Origin of the sequence: Methylophaga sp. OBS3, assembly GCF_026319325.1 — a bacterium.
GTDB lineage: Bacteria > Pseudomonadota > Gammaproteobacteria > Nitrosococcales > Methylophagaceae > Methylophaga.
Map to the genome: position 1 here is coordinate 491,501 of NZ_JAPDMU010000001.1, position 20,073 is coordinate 511,573.

At 44.2% G+C, this 20,073-nt stretch carries 17 protein-coding genes; 15 read left to right on the forward strand and 2 right to left on the reverse strand.

Annotated elements, in window-relative coordinates; all coding sequences use genetic code 11:
* Position 1: 1 nt before the first annotated feature.
* On the reverse strand, positions 2 to 664 hold the full coding sequence (locus OMP94_RS02375; protein WP_266275587.1) for a response regulator transcription factor: 663 nt from the start codon (positions 662 to 664) through the stop codon (positions 2 to 4).
* Complete coding sequence (locus OMP94_RS02380) at positions 664 to 2,025, reverse strand: sensor histidine kinase (protein ID WP_266275589.1); 1,362 nt, start codon at positions 2,023 to 2,025, stop codon at positions 664 to 666. The genes OMP94_RS02375 and OMP94_RS02380 overlap by 1 nt, the downstream gene beginning before the upstream one ends.
* Positions 2,026 to 2,446: 421 nt before the next feature.
* Between OMP94_RS02380 and OMP94_RS02385 the strand changes: the two genes are divergently transcribed.
* The 15 genes from OMP94_RS02385 (at position 2,447) to kdsA (ending at position 20,037) form a co-directional block, all read left to right on the forward strand.
* Positions 2,447 to 3,466: an AAA family ATPase gene (locus OMP94_RS02385; RefSeq protein WP_266275591.1), complete on the forward strand. Its 1,020-nt coding sequence runs from the start codon at positions 2,447 to 2,449 to the stop codon at positions 3,464 to 3,466.
* A gap of 5 nt (positions 3,467 to 3,471) precedes the next feature.
* Positions 3,472 to 4,365, forward strand: coding sequence for a DUF58 domain-containing protein (locus OMP94_RS02390; RefSeq protein WP_266275593.1), 894 nt, complete (start codon positions 3,472 to 3,474; stop codon positions 4,363 to 4,365).
* Between the two features lie 11 nt (positions 4,366 to 4,376).
* Positions 4,377 to 5,243, forward strand: coding sequence for a hypothetical protein (locus OMP94_RS02395; RefSeq protein ID WP_266275595.1), 867 nt, complete (start codon positions 4,377 to 4,379; stop codon positions 5,241 to 5,243).
* Positions 5,240 to 6,256, forward strand: coding sequence for a vWA domain-containing protein (locus OMP94_RS02400; protein ID WP_266275597.1), 1,017 nt, complete (start codon positions 5,240 to 5,242; stop codon positions 6,254 to 6,256). The genes OMP94_RS02395 and OMP94_RS02400 overlap by 4 nt, the downstream gene beginning before the upstream one ends.
* Positions 6,249 to 6,788 (forward strand): MxaK protein, encoded by a 540-nt coding sequence (locus OMP94_RS02405; RefSeq protein ID WP_266275599.1) that lies wholly within the window; start codon positions 6,249 to 6,251, stop codon positions 6,786 to 6,788. Before OMP94_RS02400 ends, OMP94_RS02405 begins: the two co-directional genes overlap by 8 nt.
* On the forward strand, positions 6,785 to 7,726 hold the full coding sequence (locus OMP94_RS02410) for a VWA domain-containing protein (RefSeq protein WP_266275601.1): 942 nt from the start codon (positions 6,785 to 6,787) through the stop codon (positions 7,724 to 7,726). The genes OMP94_RS02405 and OMP94_RS02410 overlap by 4 nt, the downstream gene beginning before the upstream one ends.
* A gap of 30 nt (positions 7,727 to 7,756) precedes the next feature.
* Positions 7,757 to 8,773 (forward strand): vWA domain-containing protein, encoded by a 1,017-nt coding sequence (locus tag OMP94_RS02415; RefSeq protein ID WP_266275604.1) that lies wholly within the window; start codon positions 7,757 to 7,759, stop codon positions 8,771 to 8,773.
* A 66-nt stretch (positions 8,774 to 8,839) separates the two neighbouring features.
* A complete protein-coding gene (locus OMP94_RS02420; RefSeq protein ID WP_416240439.1) occupies positions 8,840 to 9,337 on the forward strand; it encodes a L,D-transpeptidase family protein in 498 nt (165 codons plus the stop codon).
* Positions 9,338 to 9,346: 9 nt separating this feature from the next.
* Positions 9,347 to 10,393: a beta-N-acetylhexosaminidase gene (gene nagZ / locus OMP94_RS02425; protein ID WP_266275606.1), complete on the forward strand. Its 1,047-nt coding sequence runs from the start codon at positions 9,347 to 9,349 to the stop codon at positions 10,391 to 10,393.
* Positions 10,394 to 10,477: 84 nt separating this feature from the next.
* Positions 10,478 to 13,954, forward strand: a complete 3,477-nt coding sequence (gene dnaE / locus OMP94_RS02430; RefSeq protein WP_266275608.1) for a DNA polymerase III subunit alpha — start codon at positions 10,478 to 10,480, stop codon at positions 13,952 to 13,954.
* 58 nt (positions 13,955 to 14,012) lie between these two features.
* Positions 14,013 to 15,116 carry a PilT/PilU family type 4a pilus ATPase gene (locus OMP94_RS02435; RefSeq protein WP_323135048.1) on the forward strand — a complete coding sequence of 368 codons (1,104 nt, stop codon included), beginning with the start codon at positions 14,013 to 14,015 and terminating at the stop codon, positions 15,114 to 15,116.
* Between the two features lie 61 nt (positions 15,117 to 15,177).
* Positions 15,178 to 16,134 carry an acetyl-CoA carboxylase carboxyltransferase subunit alpha gene (locus OMP94_RS02440; protein WP_266275612.1) on the forward strand — a complete coding sequence of 319 codons (957 nt, stop codon included), beginning with the start codon at positions 15,178 to 15,180 and terminating at the stop codon, positions 16,132 to 16,134.
* 12 nt (positions 16,135 to 16,146) lie between these two features.
* Positions 16,147 to 17,463 (forward strand): tRNA lysidine(34) synthetase TilS, encoded by a 1,317-nt coding sequence (gene tilS / locus OMP94_RS02445; RefSeq protein ID WP_266276436.1) that lies wholly within the window; start codon positions 16,147 to 16,149, stop codon positions 17,461 to 17,463.
* Between the two features lie 100 nt (positions 17,464 to 17,563).
* A complete protein-coding gene (locus OMP94_RS02450; protein WP_266275614.1) occupies positions 17,564 to 19,201 on the forward strand; it encodes a CTP synthase in 1,638 nt (545 codons plus the stop codon).
* Positions 19,201 to 20,037 carry a 3-deoxy-8-phosphooctulonate synthase gene (gene kdsA / locus OMP94_RS02455; RefSeq protein WP_266275616.1) on the forward strand — a complete coding sequence of 279 codons (837 nt, stop codon included), beginning with the start codon at positions 19,201 to 19,203 and terminating at the stop codon, positions 20,035 to 20,037. The genes OMP94_RS02450 and kdsA overlap by 1 nt, the downstream gene beginning before the upstream one ends.
* Positions 20,038 to 20,073: the final 36 nt, after the last annotated feature.

Sequence of the window (20,073 nt, forward strand, 5' to 3'; positions counted from 1 at the left end):
CTCAATCTGCCTCGTCAATTAAATCACGTAGATTTAATAGCTTCATGCGAATGGCGAGGCGGGTGAGTTCAATATCTGAGCTCACATCTAACTTACGTTTAATGATGTAATGTGAGTTGGAAACCGTTTTGGGGCTGATATTTAATATCTCGGCGATTTCTTGATTGCTTTTGGCTTCGAGCAACAATCGTAAAATCTCAAACTCCCTGACCGTCAAATCATCTAACCGGGTTTGTTCGTGACCCAACTTCTCTAAAGCCAGTGCCTGTGCAATATCGGGGCTGAGACTCAGCTTGTTTTCCATGACTTCAAAAATGCCACGAATCAGTAGAGAAGGATCACTGCTTTTGGTGATATAACCTAATGCGCCAGCACGCGTTGCCTGCAACACAAAACTTGGGTTCTGATGCATGCTGAACACCAAAATTCTTGCCTGTGGATCATATTGTCGAATGCGTGAAATAGCCTCTAAACCACTTTGGCCCGGCATTGAAATATCCATGACCACCACATCTGGTTGATGAGTTTTGTATTGCATATACGCTTCGTGTCCATCACGAGCATCCGCAACGACTTCTAGTTTGGCTTGTTTTTGCAATAAGGCTCGATAACCCTCACGGACAATGGCATGATCATCAGCAAGTAACACACGAATAGTTGCCATTAATCAAACTCCTTTTGCGTGTGGATAGGCAAACGAATCATCATTTTTAAACCATTACCTTGATTGGCGGAAATATTCACTTGGCCACCTAAAGCACGAACACGTTCGTTAATTCCGAGCAGTCCCATTCCCATCGATTGTTGAATTTTGTCGTTATCTGCCAAGCCATTATCCTCAATCATAAGCTGTAAAAAACCGGTCTCTGGACTGAATAGATGAATCAACGCTTTGGTTGCCTGCGCATGTTTGGCAATATTGGTCAGTGCTTCTTGAACAACACGATAAATATTAACGGGCAGGGGAGCAGGAAGATCTTGTAGCGGTGTATCTATTAGTAATGTGATTTGCGTCTCGTTACCGCGGCGTTGATGCCAACTCTTAATCAGTTTTTGTAAGCTTTTCTCAAGCCCGATTTCATCAACTTCTGTTGGCCTTAGACGCGTCAGCAAGTTTCTCAGCGTGACCATCATGTGTTCGGTAATACGGTTAATACTGTCAAGTTCAGGTTGGATCTCTGGATTATCATTTTTAGCGGTTTGGCTGATACTGGTGGTCATCGCATTAATACCAGCCAGACATTGGCCAAACTCGTCGTGTAGCTCACGAGCGATATAGCGATGTTCCTCTTCCTGTACATTCATGAGCTTCATCGCTAACTGCTGATTTTCTGCCAGTACCTGCTGTTGGCTGGTGGCAAGTGCATTAATAGCTTGTGATGTGCGTCGCCATTCAGCGATATCAAAGGTAGGGATTCGAGTTTCTAAATGACCATCACGCATTTTTTCCAAACCACTGACAATCAATGTGGCGGGTCTTAATAGTCGGTTGATGGTCATAAAGATAAAGAACGATAAGGCCACGATGCTAAATGACAATACACCGAGCACAGCACGTAAGTTATGCCAAGCCCGAGCCGTTTCTACATGACGGTTCAATGAAACAAGAATGGTTCCGTAAGTCACGGCATTAAAGGAAAATCGCCGCGTGGCCTCATAATCCGGCGAAAATAGACTGCTATATAGACCACCAAACCAGAGCGGCCAACTACGTTCAGACTCATCCACTTCACTACACATGCTGCGCCGGCGGCTTTCACTGCGAGACAAAAATTGAATACAAGAGCCGGGCAAGCCATTCATATCCTCCCAAAGACGAGTGCTAGGAAAGGGGGTTCGGTAGTCATAGCGAGTGTAGTTTCGAAGTAGCTCTTCGGTCATATGCTGATTAATACGTTTGGCAGTTGAGTCTGCCTGGAACATCGATTGTTGATTAGTTTCATACAGCACATAGGCAGCACTTATCAGCACACTAAATAATGCGATAAGGAGAATTCGAGCAAATAGCTGTAATTTTAAATTCATTGAATTGTATTTATCGGTAACTAGGTAAGCAGTCTAGGCAGTAATTGGTTTGGCGCAAAGTCATAAATGTGGTCACGGGAAATTTGCCCGACACTCTGAGGCAAATATCGGCTGTGACAAGCTGGGAGAAACGGTCTAATACTTAACACCAAGGCTTGGCAGCAGGTGTTTGCAAAATAGTGATAAATCGAAATGTAAGCACCGAGTCTAGCGGTTTCTTATCCGATTAAATGATGTTAGATTCGAGACAGGAATAACAGCTTAAAGGTAATGGCACGCTTCGATGCCAAGCCCCAAGAGCGACAAGAACAAATCCTTAGTATGGCAATTATCATTACCATTGGTTTTTGCGTGGTTACTGAGGCTTTATTCACCAAAAATATAACTGTCAGTAAGACAGACACATAGAAGGGGAGCATAAATGGCTGATTTGCAGCATCTTGAAGTTGCGCGTGAACATGCGCTGGCCTTGGAAAAGGTCGTTAACCAAGTCGTTATCGGGCAAGAATCAGCAATTCGTCTGATTTTGATTGCTTTGCATGCACGTGGACACGTATTACTTGAAGGTGGCGTTGGTGTGGGTAAAACCACATTACTACGTGCTTTCTCTAAAGCGCTTGGTGGGGCGTTTGGCCGTATCGAGGGTAGTGTCGATTTGATGCCTAATGATCTGCTGTACAGTGCTTGGGTAAATGCTGACGGTAAACCTGTCATCGAGCCAGGCCCTCTGATTAATCATGGTGAAGAAACAGCCGTATTCTTCTTTAATGAAATCAATCGTGCACGCCCTCAAGTTCAGTCTTTGTTACTACGTGCTATGGCTGAGCGAAGTGTTGATGCTTTTGGTAAAGAATATCGCTTCCCGCATATGGTGGTTTTTGCTGACCGTAATGCCGTTGAAAAAGAAGAAACCTTTGAGCTCAGTGCCGCGGCACGTGACCGTTTCTTATTTGAAATTAATATCAGTCGTCCAGAAGATGATGCACAACGACGTAAATTGATTTTTGATCCGGCTTTCCATGATGTTGATGAGCTTTTGTCATCGGTTTCTGAGCCATTGCTGAATTACACAGACCTTAATGACCTGGATAAACAGATTCAGAAAGCAATTTTCGTTTCACCGGAAATTGAAAACTACGTTGTCCGTTTATGGGATGCCAGCTGGGAGCCACATAAACTAGGTATCGAGTTAGAAGATATCTTCGTTGAAGATTTAGTTGTTGCCGGTGCCAGTGTACGTGGTATGTCTGCCATGGTGCGTGCTGCCAAAGTCTGTGCTTGGTTAAATGGACGTGATCACGTGTTACCAGACGATGTTCATACGGTTCTGTTACCAGCCTTAACGCATAGGGTCTTTTTGTCGCCGGTATATGAAGGTCGACGTGAGCAAATCATGCCTAAATTTGTGCGTGCTTTGCGTGATCACATCGCGACGCCTTAATCATCATGGCCTCGCGTGACCACCTGCAGCCGCAGGAGTTTTTCTATCGGTTTCCAGACAAAGTGTTTGGCCATGTGCCCGGTGCCCATAGTGGTACGGCTTTAGGCAGTGGTGATCGTTTTGCTGGTTTTGCTGATCTGTTTGATTACCCCGATCCTCGGCGTTTGGATATTCGTGCCAGCTTGAGAATGCAAGCGGCTGATGTTACGCAGAGCGAACAGCAGCGCTGGTTGGTAAAGCGTTATCAACAACGTTCTTCTATTACGTTATGGCTGTTGGCTGATTTAAGTCGTTCGATGACCGTTGCCAGCGTTAATCATGAGCGTATTGCGAAATTAGCTCACATGGTTGCCCATAGTGCGATTGGTTTTGGTGATCAATTTGCTATGGCCGGCTTTGATGCCATCTGGCGTCAAGATGTATCAATAATGCCAACTCGGCAACGTAGTATGCCGGCACTTGCGGTTGAAAAAATTATGGATTCAAAACCGCCAGAAGCCGCTGGTGCTGAAGGTCTATTTCATGCCGCTGATCTGATTAATAGTCAGCGAGCAATGGTTTTTTTGGCTTCAGATTTTTGCTGTGATATCGAGTTAGTTGAGCGAACATTGAGAAAACTCGCTCATTACACCGTTATTCCGATTGTTTGGCGGCATGATGATGTTGATCATTTTCCATCTCATGCAGGCTGGACTGAAACACGGGATGCCGAGACGGGACAACGTCATAGTGTTTGGATGCGACCAGCAATCAAAAAGCGTTGGCAAGCACAAATGAAAGAGCATTTTGACAAGCTCGATGCGTGTTTCCGCCGCTATCAATTTAAGCCGTTATATGTTGAAGGGGAAGTAACGCCACAACAATTAACGGAATACTTCTTTGCGATGAAAAAATCTTAGGGATGCCGACCATGCGTGTTTGGGTTTTGTGTTGGATGTTGGCGCTAAGCGCTCATGTTTATGCTGATGAGACAGCGAATTTGGTTGATGGTCAGCAGGCGACGATTAATGTGGATCGTAGCTGGGGCTTATTGATTGGTGATGAAATTACGGCAGAGGTTACTTTGCCTGAATCATTATCAATCAACCCAGATAGCTTGCCGCAACGAAATAAGCGTCATGGTGCTTGGTTGTACTTGCGGGATAGTGAGTTAAGCGACAATAAAATTTTGATGCACTATCAGGTGTTTAATGTGCCTGCTGAAAATCGAGAAGTGGCAACGCCTGTTTTTGAAATCAGAACAACTGATGGCGGATTTGTCAGCATTCCAGCCACACCTATTAAGTTGGGTTCTTTTTTAGCTTCTGAAAATGCGGATGCCAATGGTCGTTTTGTGCCTCGTGGTGACATGATTTTGCAGCCATTTAATGATGCCAAGTTATACCAACAACTTAAGTTAGCGTTGTTATTACTCATCATCAGTACGACTATTTGGTTAGCTTGGCACTTTGGTTTTCGTCCACGTAAACGTTTGCCATTTGCACATGCGGTGTTTGAGCTGAATAAAATGCGTTGGTTAGGTCGTAAAGATACTGATGCCGCCAGTCGTAGTTTGCATCATGCTTTCAATCAAAGTGCCGGAACAGTGCTGGTTGCCAGTCGCTTGGAAAAATTATGGCAACAATGTCCTTGGCTAACACCGGTAAAAGCCGATATTGAAAGTTTTTATCGGCAATCTGCTGCCCATTATTTCAGTGCAACAGGTGGTGAAGCCAAAAACTTTGGCCAACTCTTGAGCCTGGCACGTGCCTGTCGTGCACAGGAGAAAATGGCATGATGCTATTGGGTATGCTGTGGGATAAGCCATTGTGGTTGCTGATGCTGCCACTGGCCTTATTGCCATGGTTTAACCATAACCTTGATAAAACGGTTGCTTGGGTGCAGTTAGTGCCTGTCGATCCGTTATCAAGAGTTATCAGTAATTTACTGAAATTATTGGCTTCTTTAGTCATTGTAGGTTTGCTGTTAGCTTTGGCAGATCCTGAAATGCCAGAACAAAAAATTGAGCGTCTTGGTGAAGGTGCTGAGATTGTCCTATTACTCGACAGAAGCCGAAGCATGGACGATCCGTTTGCTGTCAAAACACAGGCTGCTTCAGTAAGTGTTGGTGGTGACAATTCAAAGCGCAGTGTTGCAAAAGATTACCTGAGTGAGTTTGTTAAAAAACGTCCAGACGATCGCTTTGGCTTTGTTTTCTTTAGTACCAAAGCGATTAACCTTTTACCGCTTACTTACAGCAAAGAGTCAATTTTGGCGACGGTTAAGGCAAATGCACTAGGTAAAGGTTTATCTGATACCAACATGGCTGAGGCATTGTTGAGTTCAGCCAGAATGTTTGAAGGCGAAACCTATCGAGGTGCTCGTATTGTTTTATTGGTGTCAGATGGCGGCCAGTTACTGAGTAATGATGCAAAAGAACAAATCACTCGTCTCTATAATGAGATGAATTTAAGCATCTATTGGATTTATCTCAAATCTCGTGTGGAAATGACGCTTGAACCAAAAGATGGCGAAAGTGCATTGTGGACGGATATTCCTGAGCGGAAGTTGCATGACTACTTCAAATCAATTGGCGTTCCATATCGGGCATTTGAAGCCGGTTCACTGCAAGCTTTTGCCGATGCTTTAGACGAAATTGATCGTCAGCAATATCAAACATTATTAGTACAAGAAACCTTGCCACATGAACCTAAAGCTGATCTTTTCCTATGGCTGGCATTGTTGGCAATGCTGTTTTTAGCTGCATCACATTTGTATACCTTCTGGGGAGTGAGAAAAGCCCATGAATAAATTGCTCGTTGCTGCCCATTGGGCGTTGTTGTTAATCATCACGGTAAGTATTGTCTGGTTGTTCGGCAGTAGTTATCAGCTATGGCAACAGGCGAAAATTAATGACTACATTACCAACCCAGAATCTCATGACTTTATTCCTGATGATGCCCGTGGCCACTTTGCCAAAGCGAATCAATTAGTGCAGCAAGATGAACCTGATTTAGCGTTAGAGCAGTTAACTTTAGTTCTAGGTTATGAAGGTAACTCACTGATGAAAGATGCTTATTTTAATCGTGGTAATGTCAATCTACGAAAAGCACTGGAAATGACAGCATCAGATGCGCGTTTGATTCCATTAGTTGAATTAGCCAAGCAAGACTATCGAAGTGCCTTGTTACTCGAACCCGAAATGTGGGATGCACGTTACAACTTAGAAGTTGCTCTACGGATTGTTTCTGAAGATCCCGATAGCGACAGTGACTTTGATAAAAACGTGATCAGCAGTCAGCGTTCGATTGAAAGTAAAGCATTTAAGGTCGACTTGCCATGACACTGAGTTATCCTCGCCGCATCCTATTAACAGCGATAGCGATGTCAGTGGCCTTGCTGCTGATTATTGCTGCTTTATGGATGCCACCGGTACCACGTGATATCAAGATCATGGATAGTCTTTTTGTCATTGATATTACCGATAGTATGAATGTCGAAGATGCTGAGTTTGAAGGTGAAACGATGCGTCGTTTGGCATGGGCTAAAGAATTTACCCGTCAGACTTTATTAGAAATGCCTTGTGGGGCGCATGCAGGTCTCGCTATTTTTAGTGAAGCAAGAACATTGGTGTTGATGAATCCGGTTGAGGTTTGTGCCAATTATCATGATTTGACGCAGATGCTGGCACAAATTAATGCACCAATGGCTTGGGCACGATCAAGTGAAGTATCAAAGGCTATCTACACCTCAATTCGCCAAGCTAAAGACATTGAGCCAGAACCTAATATCGTTTTCATTACCGATGGCCATGAGTCGCCACCTATCCATGAAAGTTTATTTCCAAAATTTCAAGGAACACCGGGTGAAATCAAAGGTTTGATTGTCGGTGTTGGTGGCAATGATTTATTGCCCATACCCAAAACGAATGAGCAGGGTGAAATCGAGGGCTTCTGGGATGTAAATGAAGTCATGCATGTTGATGTCTACGCCTCAACGCGTGGTGATATGGCTGAGCAAAACCAGCAAAAACCGCGTACCGAGCATTTGTCATCGCAGCGAAAATCGCATTTAGAAACACTGGCAAACCGAGTTGGTTTCGACTTTGTATCATCACCCAGCTCACCAGCCAAATTGGTTAGCCGGATTCGTGACAATGCCGATACACGTGAATTGACCGTCGACTATGATTTATATGGATGGTTATCTGGTATTGCTTTGATTCTAGTGTTGCTAGTGTTCTTACCATATCGTTGGATTGGTTTGGCAAATGAGAGTTAATCATCTTATCCTGCCAAATTGTGTCGGGCTGTGTTCGAGCTAAGCTGGACCAAGCCTGAATACTTTTTATTGTTGCCTTTGGCACTCTTACCTTGGTTTGTGCATAACCAAAGTAAAACGATTGTATGGTCAAAGTTACACCCAGTTGATGCTTTATCAGTTTGGCTAGCTTGGCTTTATAAATGTCTGGTTGCTGGCGTCATTACATGTTTAATAACGGCGCTTAGTGGCCCTTATCTGCCTGAGCAAAGTGTTCAGCGCTATGGCGAAGGGGCAGAGTTTGTCGTGTTACTTGACCGTAGTCGTAGCATGGACGAAATTTTTGCCAGACCACCACTTAATACGCTCCGTAATGAACGTCGACGTTTCAAAAGCAAACGTGTTGTCTCAACGGATTACTTAGTCGAATTTGTAAACGGTAGGCCTAATGACCGTTTTGGTTATGTCTATTTCAGCACGCATGCTGTTGAAATCTTACCTCTGACTTATAACAAAGAAGCTGTGCTTTCGACCATCCGAGCTGGCGGTTTAGGTAAAGGCATTTCAAAAACTGATATTGTCGAAGCGTTGCAGCTTGCCGCGAGCATGTATCAAAAAGAAACCTATCGTGGTTCTCGGAATGTATTGTTGATTTCGGATGGCGGGCAGATCTTAACGACCGATCAAAAACAACAATTGAAATCCACCTATGAGCAAATGAATCTCAATTTGTATTGGATTTATTTACGTTCAGTCCGAGGGATGACGCTCGATAAAACCTCACAAGACAGTATCTTGTGGCAGGATTTGCCAGAGCGGAAACTGCATGACTTTTTTAAATCATTGGCAATCCCATATCAAGCTTATGAAGCAGGTTCTTTAGAAGAATATGCTGATGCCATTGCAGCCATAGATAAACAGCAATATCTCCCTTTAATTGTTGATGAACGTATTCCAAAAGAAGATAAATCAGCAATATGGCTGTGGCTGGCAATGTTTGGTCTTATGATTTTAACGTTAACTGTATGGTACCAATATTACGGTGTTCACCGAGCGTATCGACGTTAGTCAGGATCGCTTTATTGACGGTGCTTTGCTATGGTAGCCGCCATTGATTCGACAACTGGTTAAGCCATGATGGACTTTCAACCTAAACAGTTTTTACAGATCCGTATTGATGAACAAAAATGTTATCTGTGGTCAGATGGCAAATGTTTGTTTACGGCACCTGTTTCAACAGCCTTGAACGGTGTTGGTGAGCAAAATGGTTCAGGTAAAACACCATTAGGCTGGCATCAAGTACGCGCTTGTATTGGCGAAGGACAACCTATCAATACTGTATTCCGAGGCCGGCGACCAACTGGCGAAATCTATTCTGAGCAATTAGCTGCATTGCATCCCGATAGAGACTGGATATTAACCAGAATCATGTGGCTGAGCGGACTAGAACTCGGAAAAAATCGTCTGGGCAACGTAGACTCCATGCGTCGATATATCTATATTCATGGCACGCCAGATACCGAGCCAATGGGAAAACCGCTTTCTCATGGCTGTATCAGAATGCGTAATGATGCTGTTATTCAGTTATTTTCAATGGTGAAGCCGGGACTGCCGGTGTTAATTGAAGCATAAGGAAACAATATGACCCTCGGGCCTTTAATGATTGATGTGGCGGGATATTCGCTGACAGAGGTTGAAAAAGAACGTCTTCAGCACCCGTTGGTCGGTGGTGTGATTTTGTTTAGTCGCAATTACGAGTCGCCAGAACAAATTGCTGAATTAACATCCTCAATTCGCCGTTTACGTGATCCACATTTACTCATCGCTGTTGACCATGAAGGCGGCAGAGTGCAGCGTTTCCGGAAAGGGTTTACGCATATTCCACCAGCTGGGGCCTTAGGTAAGCACTTTCATAGTCATCCAAGTCACGCCTTAAAACTTGCTGAAACAGCAGGTTGGTTAATGGCGGCAGAACTACGTGCAGTAGGTGTTGATTTTAGTTTTGCACCGGTACTCGACTTAGACTATGGCGTTAGTGAAGTGATTGGTGATCGTAGTTTTCATCGCGATCCCGATAGCGTCAGTAAATTAGCTGCGGCTTATATTCAAGGGATGAAATCAGCATGGATGTCTGCAGTTGGAAAACATTTCCCAGGTCATGGCGCGGTGACCGTTGATTCGCATAAAGGTTTACCGATTGATGAACGTCATTTTGAAGATATCTGGGCAGAAGATATGGTGCCATTCAGACGTTTGAGTAGTGTCTTAGCGGGCGTTATGCCAGCCCACATCGTGTTTACGCAAAGTGATGATAAGCCAGCAGGCTTTTCACCTTTTTGGGTGCAAAAAGTACTACGGCAAAAGATTGGTTTCCAAGGTGCCGTATTTAGCGACGATTTAAGTATGGCGGGCGCTGCTGTTGCAGGTAATGCCGCAGATAGAGCAGAGGCGGCATTAGCTGCTGGCTGTGATATGGCTTTGGTTTGTAATGATCCAGATGCCGTTGATTTAGTGTTAGATAACTTGAAATGTGAAGCGCAGCCCTTACGTCATATGCGTTTATTACGTTTACATGGTCGACACCCTATGACTTTGGGGGAGTTGCATCAACAGCCTCAGTGGAAGCAGTCGGTTAATTTATTGGCAGACTTGCAACCACCGTCAGAACCACAATTAACACTGGTCTGAAATTTTTAACATTAGTTCACCGTTTATAGGGTGCGGCAAGTGCTATGATTTGCACTTGTTCACCTGCAGGTTTTAGCTTCATTCATGTCTTCATTTGTTCATCTGCATCTGCATACCGATTATTCACTAATTGATGGATTGGTACGTGTAAAACCGCTTATCTCTGCAGTCGCTGCTGCGGGTATGCCGGCGGTCGCCATTACTGATCAACATAATCTATTTGCTGCCGTAAAAATGTACTCAGCAGCGATGCAGGCGGGTGTGAAGCCAATTATCGGCGCGGATTTACGTTTGCGTGATCCTCAGGATAGTAAAAATAGTCTGCGCTTTGTGCTGCTTTGCATGAATATGACCGGTTATCACAACTTGTCACGGTTACTGTCAAAGGCCTATATGGAAGGCCAACACCTTGGTGTGCCGATGCTTGAGGCTGACTGGTTGGAGGGACAAACCGAGGGGCTTATTTGTATTAGTGGCCGTGAGGGTTTTACCGGACAAGCCATTCTTAACGGTAGAGAAAATGATGCTTTAGATATTGCGAAACAATGGGCAGATATCTTTACCGATAGATTTTATCTTGAGCTTACACGAACTGGCCGAAACGACGAAGAGCGCTTCAATCAAGGCGCATTAGCCATTGCTGCGCAATTAGACCTGCCGGTTGTCGCCAGTAATGATGTGCGGTTTATCACGCCAGACCAGTTTGAAGCCCATGAAGCTAAGGTTTGTATTCACGATGGTCGTTTATTAGACGATCCACGTAGACCGCGTGATTATTCAGAACAGCAGTATTTACGAAGTGCTGAAGAGATGGCACAGCTGTTTTCTGATATTCCTGAAGCACTGGAAAATACGGTTGAAATTGCTAAGCGTTGTAATTTACAACTCACTTTAGGTGAGCATTACCTGCCAGATTTTCCAGTCCCTGAAGGCATGACCATTGAACAGTTCTTCTCACAAGAATCTGCCAAAGGTTTGGATAAACGTCTACAAGTTTTATTTCCAGATCCTGAAGACCTCAAAGCGCAGCGTGATCGGTATGATCAACGACTGCAAGTTGAGCTCGATGTTATCAATGAAATGGGCTTTCCGGGTTACTTCCTAATCGTTGCTGACTTCATTCGCTGGGCAAAAAATAATGCTGTTCCAGTAGGTCCTGGGCGCGGCTCTGGTGCGGGTTCACTGGTTGCTTACGCTTTAGAAATTACTGATCTTGATCCACTTGCGTACGATCTGCTGTTTGAACGTTTCTTAAATCCGGAGCGGGTATCGTTACCTGACTTTGACGTCGACTTTTGTATGGATGGTCGTGACCGGGTTATCGAATATGTATCCCAACATTATGGACGTGATCACGTTTCTCAGATCATCACCTTCGGTACCATGGCCGCCAAGGCCGTATTAAGAGATGTGGGACGTGTGTTGGGTCATCCTTATGGGTTTGTTGATCAATTAGCGAAGTTAGTGCCGTTTGAATTAAAAATGACACTGACCAAAGCTCTTGAACAAGAGCCACAACTTAAAGATCGCTACGATAAAGAAGAAGAGGTTAAAACCCTCATTGACCTAGCCTTACAGCTTGAAGGCTTAACACGTAATGTCGGTAAACACGCCGGTGGTGTTGTTATTGCACCTAAAGAACTGACGCATTACACGCCGATTTATTGTGAGCAAAATGGCGCTGGCTTGGTATCGCAGTACGATAAAGATGACGTCGAAAGTGTCGGTCTGGTTAAGTTTGACTTCTTGGGTCTAAAAACACTGACAGTTATCGATTGGGCTGTTAACAATCTGAAGACCTTATTGCCACCAGATGACTTTGCCAAAATTGATATTGCCAATTTACCGCTCGATGACAAACCGACTTACGACTTATTAAAACGTTGTGAGACAACAGCGGTTTTTCAGCTCGAATCGCGCGGTATGAAAGAGCTTATCAAGCGCCTTCAACCAGATAATTTCGAAGATATCATCGCCTTGGTTGCCTTGTTCCGACCGGGTCCATTGCAATCAGGTATGGTTGATGACTTTGTTAACCGAAAACACGGTCGCGCCAAAGTCGATTACCCTCATCCTGACTTGGAGCCAGTGTTAAAACCGACTTACGGGGTTATTGTTTACCAAGAGCAAGTTATGCAGATTGCTCAGGTACTGGCTGGATATAGTCTTGGTGGCGCGGATATGTTGCGTCGCGCCATGGGTAAGAAAAAGCCCGAAGAAATGGCCAAGCAACGTCAAATCTTCTTGGAAGGTGCCCAAAATCGACAAATCGAAGAGACTCAGGCAGGGCCTATTTTTGATTTGATGGAAAAGTTTGCCGAGTACGGTTTTAACAAATCTCACTCGGCAGCTTATGCTTTAGTTGCCTATCAAACGGCTTGGTTAAAAGCCCATTATCCAGCGGCATTTATGGCTGCTGTGTTGTCTGCTGATATGGACAATACCGATAAAATCGTTGGTCTTATCGATGAATGTCGCGATATGAAACTAAACGTGCTGCCACCTGATGTGAATCACAGCAAAATTCAATTTACGGTCGAAGATGCCAATACGATTCGCTACGGTATGGGTGCCATTAAAGGTGTTGGTGAGTCTGCGTTAGTTGGCATTGTTGCAGAGCGCGCTGCAGGTGAACCTTTCTCATCTTTATTTGATTTTTGTCGTCGTGTTGAGTTGAAAAAAATCAATCGCCGCGTCATGGAATCGTTGGTCAAAGCAGGGGCTTTTGATTCACTTGGTGGTCATCGCGCCAGTATCGAAGCAAGCCTTGGCAGAGCCATGCAAATTGCCGAACAACATCGTCGGGATGTAGATAGCGGCCAAAACGACTTGTTTGGCTTGTCAGCACCTGATCCACAGCAAAATAACAACACCAATGTTTTGGATGATGTGCCAACTTGGTCTGAAGAGCACTTATTACAGGCTGAAAAAGAAACATTAGGATTATATTTAAGCGGCCATCCTATTGATCGTTTTGTTGAAGAGCTGAGTTTGTTTATTCCAAAACGAATTGCTGATTTGGATGCACCCGAATCAAAAGGTTATCAGCGAAATGAAAAACCGGTATTAACGGCTGGCCTCATTGTTGCTATTCGTACCATGAAATCCAAAAATGGCAGCCGAATGGCATTTATTACCTTGGATGATCAAACTGCGCGCTTGGAAGTACGCGTCTTTGCTGATGTCTATGAGCAATATCAAAGTGTGATTCAACCAGACAAACTTGTCGTTATTCAGGGCAAGATAGGCCAAGATAACTTTACTGGCGGGCTTGCGGCGACAGCTGAGTCTGTTTATGACATGCAAAAAGCTAGAGAGCTGTTTGGTAAGGCACTACAGTTAAAAATTAGTCCGCCAGAGGACCCGCAATGGGTGACGAAATTGCAGGGGTTAATTGCACCATTTGCCGGCGGCGTGATGCCGCTTGAATTGCAATACCGTAACCATGATGCAGAAGTTGTTATTCAGTTAGGCAGTGACTGGCAGGTAACACCAACGGATACTTTGTTAAAGGCCATGACAGACTTGGCTGATAACGCTATGGTATCAATCAGGTATTAATGATTTTCTGGGAAGATCGGGTTAATAAAAATAATCGTGATACATGGGAGTAAATAGCGTGGACATGACCCCTTACCTCAAATTGATGGCAGAAAAACAAGCGTCGGATATGTTTTTCTGTACCGGCACGGAGCCACAAATAAAAATCCAAAAAGTGATTCGTCCAGTCGGTAACAAAAAGCTTGGACCTGGCGAAGTGAAAGACATGGCCTATTCACTGATGAATAGTGAACAGGCTGAAGAGTTTGAAGAAACACTTGAGATGAACTTTGCCGTGCCCTTATCGGGTGTGGGTCGTTTCCGGGTAAACATCTTCCGTCAGCGTGGTGAAGTGTCGATGGTTATTCGCTTTATCCGCACCCATATTCCAAACTTTGATGAAATGAACCTACCTGATGTTTTGGGTAGCGTCATTATGGAACACCGTGGCTTAATCTTGGTTGTTGGTGCCACAGGTAGTGGTAAGTCAACAACGCTGGCTGCCATGATTGGTCATCGCAACCGTAATTCCAGTTCTCATATTTTGACCATCGAAGATCCATTGGAGTTTGTGCACACTCACGATCGTTCAATCGTGCAACAACGTGAAGTCGGTATTGATACGTTGTCTTACGAAAATGCATTGAAAAATGCATTACGTGAAGCGCCTGATGTCATTTTGATTGGTGAGATCCGTGATATGGACACCATGAAACATGCAATTCAGTATTCTGAAACGGGTCACCTATGCTTAGCAACATTACATGCCAATAATGCTAACCAAGCATTAGATCGCATTTTGAATTTCTTCCCTGAAGTGATGCACCGTCAATTACTGATGGATCTGTCGCTAAATTTGCGCGCCGTCGTATCACAACGTTTATTACCTACTAAAGATACGGGAACACTAGTCCCAGCAGTAGAGGTAATGATGTCATCGCCATTTATCAGCGAGCTGATTAGCAAAGGTGATATTGGTGGCATCAAAGCGGCAATGAAAGAGAGTAGTGAGCCTGGTACGATAACCTTTGATCAGGCTTTGTTGAAACTTTATAGTGACGGCAAAATTACCGAAGAAGAGGCATTACGAAACGCCGATTCACGTAATGATTTGAGTTTAGAAATCCGGTTGAATAGCAGTCATGATGATGATGGAAACGAGAGTGAGTTAATTCTCAGCTAAAAGTCCATCGCAATGAGTGTGTATAATTCGCCTTATCCCAAAAATAATAGGTCCTTTTGTAATGCAGTTAAATTTCCTTGACTACGAGCAACCGATTGCAGAATTAGAAGCAAAAATCGAAGAGCTTCGCTACATGAGCAATGACACGGATCTCAATATCACGGAAGAAATCCAGAAGCTGAAAGCTAAAAGCGAGTCGCTGACCAAGTCGATTTTTTCCTCATTAACGCCTTGGCAAGTGACACAAATGGCGCGTCATCCACAGCGTCCTTACACTCTGGATTACATCAAGCATCTCATCACCGACTTTGAAGAGTTACATGGTGACCGTACTTATGCTGATGATGCGGCTTTAGTTACCGGTATGGGCCGTTTTAACGGTCAACCAGTGATTGTGATTGGCCATCAAAAAGGCCGTGATACCAAAGAGAAAGTTGCGCGTAATTTTGGTATGCCGCGTCCAGAAGGTTACCGTAAAGCCTTACGTGTGATGAAACTGGCTGAACGCTTTAACTTACCCGTATTAACATTTATTGATACGCCAGGTGCTTATCCGGGTATCGGCGCCGAAGAGCGGGGTCAAAGTGAAGCGATTGCCCGCAACCTATTTGAAATGGCACAACTGAAAACACCAATCCTGAGTACCGTTATCGGTGAAGGTGGCTCAGGTGGCGCTTTAGCCGTTGGTGTTGCTGATCACTTGATGATGCTGCAATACAGTATTTATTCAGTTATTTCTCCAGAAGGTTGTGCATCAATTTTGTGGAAAAGTGCTGAAAAAGCATCTGACGCCGCAGCGACTTTGGGCGTAACTTCTGAACGACTCAAATCACTTAAATTAATTGATGAAGTGATTAATGAGCCATTGGGTGGCGCACACCGTGATGTTGACTTGATGGTCAGCAACATGAAAAAAGCCATCAGCACTAAGTTAAAACAACTTCAAGCAATGCCTGTTGAAGAACTCATTAAACGCCGTCAAGCGCGCCTGATGGAATACGGTGCATTTGAGGGATAGTTTTACTGCGTGATGATTAACACGCAGCAGCTTGTTGCTAAATTACAGCCCTACCTGAATGGCCAGCCTTTATGGCTGGCTTTCAGTGGCGGTTTAGATTCCACTGTTTTAACGCACCTTCTGGCAAATTCTTTTGACGATTTGCCATTACGACTGGTTCACGTCAATCACCAACTAAATCCCAACTCTGGCCAATGGGCAAATCAGTGTCAGCAGTTTGCAGATACACTTGGTTTACCCATTACAACACTTACTGTTAACGTCGATTTATCATCCGGTGCGAGTCTTGAAGCTGCGGCTAGACAAGCGCGTTATGACGCTATTGCTAGGCATATTGGCGATGATGGCATTTTAGTAACGGGGCAGCATTTACAAGATCAAGCTGAAACCTTGATGCTGCAATTACTGAGAGGGGCGGGTAATCGTGGATTATCGGCGATGTCATTTGCCAGTAAATGGCACAAGATGACGATTCTTCGACCATTGCTACAAATCGAACAGTCCGAATTGGTGGCTTATGCCACTCATCATCAATTGCCTTATGTTGATGACCCAAGTAATGATGATGACTCGATTCAGCGTAATTTTTTACGTCATAAAATTTGGCCATTACTAAAAACACGTTGGCCAGCCGTTAATCAATTGCTATCTCGTAGTGCCGATCATTTACGTGAAGCGCAAAGCTTGCTCGATGAAATGGCTGAGTCAGACTTAAAACTGATTAGTGCTAATTTTGTAGAGAAAACCTTATCGTGTTCAGCTTTGTTAGCATTATCACCAGCAAGACAACGCAACGTATTACGTTATTTTTTACATCTAACTACCAGCCCATTACCGACAACCGTAATTTTGCAGAAAATTATTGATGAAGTTTGCGCTGCAAAACTTGATGCACAGCCATTAGTGCAATGGTCTGGTAATGAAGCTAGACGTTTTGGTGACAAATTGTATGTTCAAAAGTCATTGCCTGAAGTACCCCCAGATTGGTTTACAAACATTAATAAACCCTCGTCAGTAGGCTTGCCAGACGGTCGTTACCTTGATTGGAAAAAGGTGAGTTCAGGGATTAAGCAAGGGTGTTTTGATGCGGGACTGACTGTCCGATTTCGTCAGGGGGGCGAGAAAATTCAGTTAGCAGGGCACTTGCATAGACATGATTTAAAAAACTGTTTGCAGCAATGGCAAATTCCGCCTTGGCAACGCGTGCGCTTACCTTTGCTATTTGCGGGGGAAGAGTTACTCGCTGTTGCAGATCATGCAATCAGCGCAAAAGCTCTGACAGCAGAGGGTGAACAAGGCTGGTGGCCTTTCGTGCGAGATGCAGATTAGACAGATTTTTAATTGAGCGAAAAGGGCAATTCTGATACTTTATGTGCTTATTTGCGCGCTGCCATTCCGGCCTGCCTAGAAAAGTTGAAATCTCCAATATATGACTAAATTTGTATTCGTCACTGGTGGTGTTGTGTCATCCCTTGGTAAGGGTATCGCAGCTGCATCACTGGCAGCCATTCTGGAAGCTCGTGGCTTAAAAGTCACGCTGGTTAAATTAGATCCTTATATCAACGTTGATCCGGGTACCATGAGCCCGCTGCAACATGGTGAAGTGTTTGTAACCGAGGATGGTGCTGAAACCGACTTAGACTTGGGACATTACGAGCGTTTTATCGATGCCGATATGACAAGTCGTAATAATCACACTACAGGTCAGATTTACGAAAACGTTATTCGTAAAGAACGTCGTGGTGAATATTTAGGTAATACCGTTCAAGTTATTCCTCACATTACTGATGAAATCAAACGTTGTATCTTTGAAGGTGCGGGTGATGCTGATGTCGCCTTGATTGAAATCGGTGGTACGGTGGGTGATATCGAGTCACTACCGTTCTTAGAAACCATTCGTCAGATGGCAACAGAGTTAGGTCGTGGTAGAGCTTTATTCTTGCATTTAACGCTTGTGCCTTACATCAGTTCTGCAGGCGAAATTAAAACCAAGCCTACTCAACATTCGGTAAAAGAATTACGAACTATCGGTATTCAACCAGACGTGTTGGTTTGCCGAATGGATCGTCCACTACCGGAATCAGAACGTCGTAAAATTGCATTGTTTACTAATGTCCCAGAACACGCTGTTGTTTCTTGTGTCGACGTTGATAGCATCTACAAAATCCCAATGGAATTACATCGCCAAGGTTTAGACGAAATTGTCGTCAAACAATTGGGTATTGATGCGAAACCTGCCGATTTAAGCCAGTGGCAAGAAGTTTATGAAAGCTTGAGCAACCCTCAGCATGAAGTAAATATCGCGATGGTCGGTAAATATATGGAGCTGACCGAAGCTTATAAATCACTGTCAGAGTCTTTGATTCATGCTGGTATCCACACACGTACCAAAGTGAACGTGCAATATGTGGACTCTGAGTTAATCGAAAAACAAGGTACTGATTGCATCAAGGATGTAGATGCTATTTTAGTACCGGGCGGTTTTGGTAAACGCGGTGTCGAGGGCATGATCCAAACTGCCCAGTTTGCCCGTGAAAATAATATTCCATACTTAGGCATCTGCTTGGGTATGCAAGTAGCAGTTATTGAATACGCACGCCACAAAGCCGGTTTAACGGGTGCGTTTAGTACAGAGTTTGATCTGAATTGTGAACACCCAGTTATTGGTTTGATTACTGAGTGGAAAAAAGAAGACGGTAGCGTTGAGCAACGCAATGAGGCATCTGATCTGGGCGGCACCATGCGTCTAGGTGGTTACCCATGTGTCTTAACCGAAGGCAGCAAAGCGCGTGAGATTTATGGTCAAGCCGAAATCATCGAACGTCATCGTCATCGTTATGAATTCAACAACAACTACAAAGCGCAATTAGAGCAAGCGGGTCTTGTCTTCTCAGGTATGTCCCAAGACAACAGCTTAGCAGAAATGATTGAGATTCCTGGTCATCCTTGGTTTGTCGCATGTCAGTTCCACCCTGAATTTACATCAACGCCACGTCATGGTCATCCGTTGTTTGAAGGCTTCATTAATGCTGCCAATACCAATCGTGATGTGCGGGGTAGAAGCTAATGAATTTATGTGGTTTTGAAGTTGGCGAAAAGCAGCCACTGTTTTTGATTGCCGGTACCTGTGTCATTGAAAGTGAACAAATGACACTTGATGTTGCAGGTCAACTAAAAGAAATCTGTGACAATCTCGGTATTTCGCTTATTTATAAGTCATCTTTTGATAAAGCAAACCGTACTTCGACCAAAACCTATCGTGGTCCTGGTTTAGAAGCCGGTTTAAAAGTACTTGAAGAAGTCAAAAAACAATACGGCCTGCCAGTATTAACAGACGTTCATGAAGACACGCCTTTAGCAGAAGTCGCTAGTGTTGTAGACGTATTACAGACACCAGCTTTTCTGTGTCGTCAAACAAACTTCATCGTTAATGTTGCTAGCCAAGGCCTACCGGTTAATATCAAAAAAGGTCAGTTCCTTGCGCCATGGGACATGATTCATGTCGCCGAAAAAGCAAAATCAACTGGCAACGAACAAATTATGTTGTGTGACCGAGGCACCTCTTTTGGTTACAACACGTTAATTTCTGATATGCGTGGTTTGGCGACCATGCGTCAAATGGACTGTCCTGTTGTTTTTGATGCAACGCACTCAGTTCAACAACCGGGTGGTCAAGGCGGTAAAAGCGGTGGGCAACGTCAGTTTGTACCTGTTATAGCGAGAGCCGCAGTTGCTAGTGGTGTAGCAGGGGTATTTATGGAAACTCACCCTGATCCTGAAAAAGCCTTAAGTGATGGACCGAATTCATGGCCGCTAGGCCAAATGCAGGCTTTGCTAGAAACGCTGATCGCCATCGACAAAACAGTCAAACAACAAGATTTTATTGAAGATCAGTTTTTATAATCGAGCAAAACCGGCTTTGGCCGGCAATTGAGCGGA

Coding starts and splice junctions, on each gene's coding strand:
- dnaE (WP_266275608.1), top strand. CDS start 10,478: ATGTCTTCATTTGTTCATCTGCATCTGCATACCGATTATTCACTAATT.
- OMP94_RS02375 (WP_266275587.1), bottom strand. CDS start 664: ATGGCAACTATTCGTGTGTTACTTGCTGATGATCATGCCATTGTCCGT.
- kdsA (WP_266275616.1), top strand. CDS start 19,201: ATGAATTTATGTGGTTTTGAAGTTGGCGAAAAGCAGCCACTGTTTTTG.
- OMP94_RS02380 (WP_266275589.1), bottom strand. CDS start 2,025: ATGAATTTAAAATTACAGCTATTTGCTCGAATTCTCCTTATCGCATTA.
- OMP94_RS02440 (WP_266275612.1), top strand. CDS start 15,178: ATGCAGTTAAATTTCCTTGACTACGAGCAACCGATTGCAGAATTAGAA.
- OMP94_RS02390 (WP_266275593.1), top strand. CDS start 3,472: ATGGCCTCGCGTGACCACCTGCAGCCGCAGGAGTTTTTCTATCGGTTT.
- OMP94_RS02450 (WP_266275614.1), top strand. CDS start 17,564: ATGACTAAATTTGTATTCGTCACTGGTGGTGTTGTGTCATCCCTTGGT.
- OMP94_RS02400 (WP_266275597.1), top strand. CDS start 5,240: ATGATGCTATTGGGTATGCTGTGGGATAAGCCATTGTGGTTGCTGATG.
- OMP94_RS02405 (WP_266275599.1), top strand. CDS start 6,249: ATGAATAAATTGCTCGTTGCTGCCCATTGGGCGTTGTTGTTAATCATC.
- OMP94_RS02420 (WP_416240439.1), top strand. CDS start 8,840: ATGATGGACTTTCAACCTAAACAGTTTTTACAGATCCGTATTGATGAA.
- OMP94_RS02410 (WP_266275601.1), top strand. CDS start 6,785: ATGACACTGAGTTATCCTCGCCGCATCCTATTAACAGCGATAGCGATG.
- OMP94_RS02385 (WP_266275591.1), top strand. CDS start 2,447: ATGGCTGATTTGCAGCATCTTGAAGTTGCGCGTGAACATGCGCTGGCC.
- OMP94_RS02395 (WP_266275595.1), top strand. CDS start 4,377: ATGCGTGTTTGGGTTTTGTGTTGGATGTTGGCGCTAAGCGCTCATGTT.
- tilS (WP_266276436.1), top strand. CDS start 16,147: ATGATTAACACGCAGCAGCTTGTTGCTAAATTACAGCCCTACCTGAAT.
- nagZ (WP_266275606.1), top strand. CDS start 9,347: ATGACCCTCGGGCCTTTAATGATTGATGTGGCGGGATATTCGCTGACA.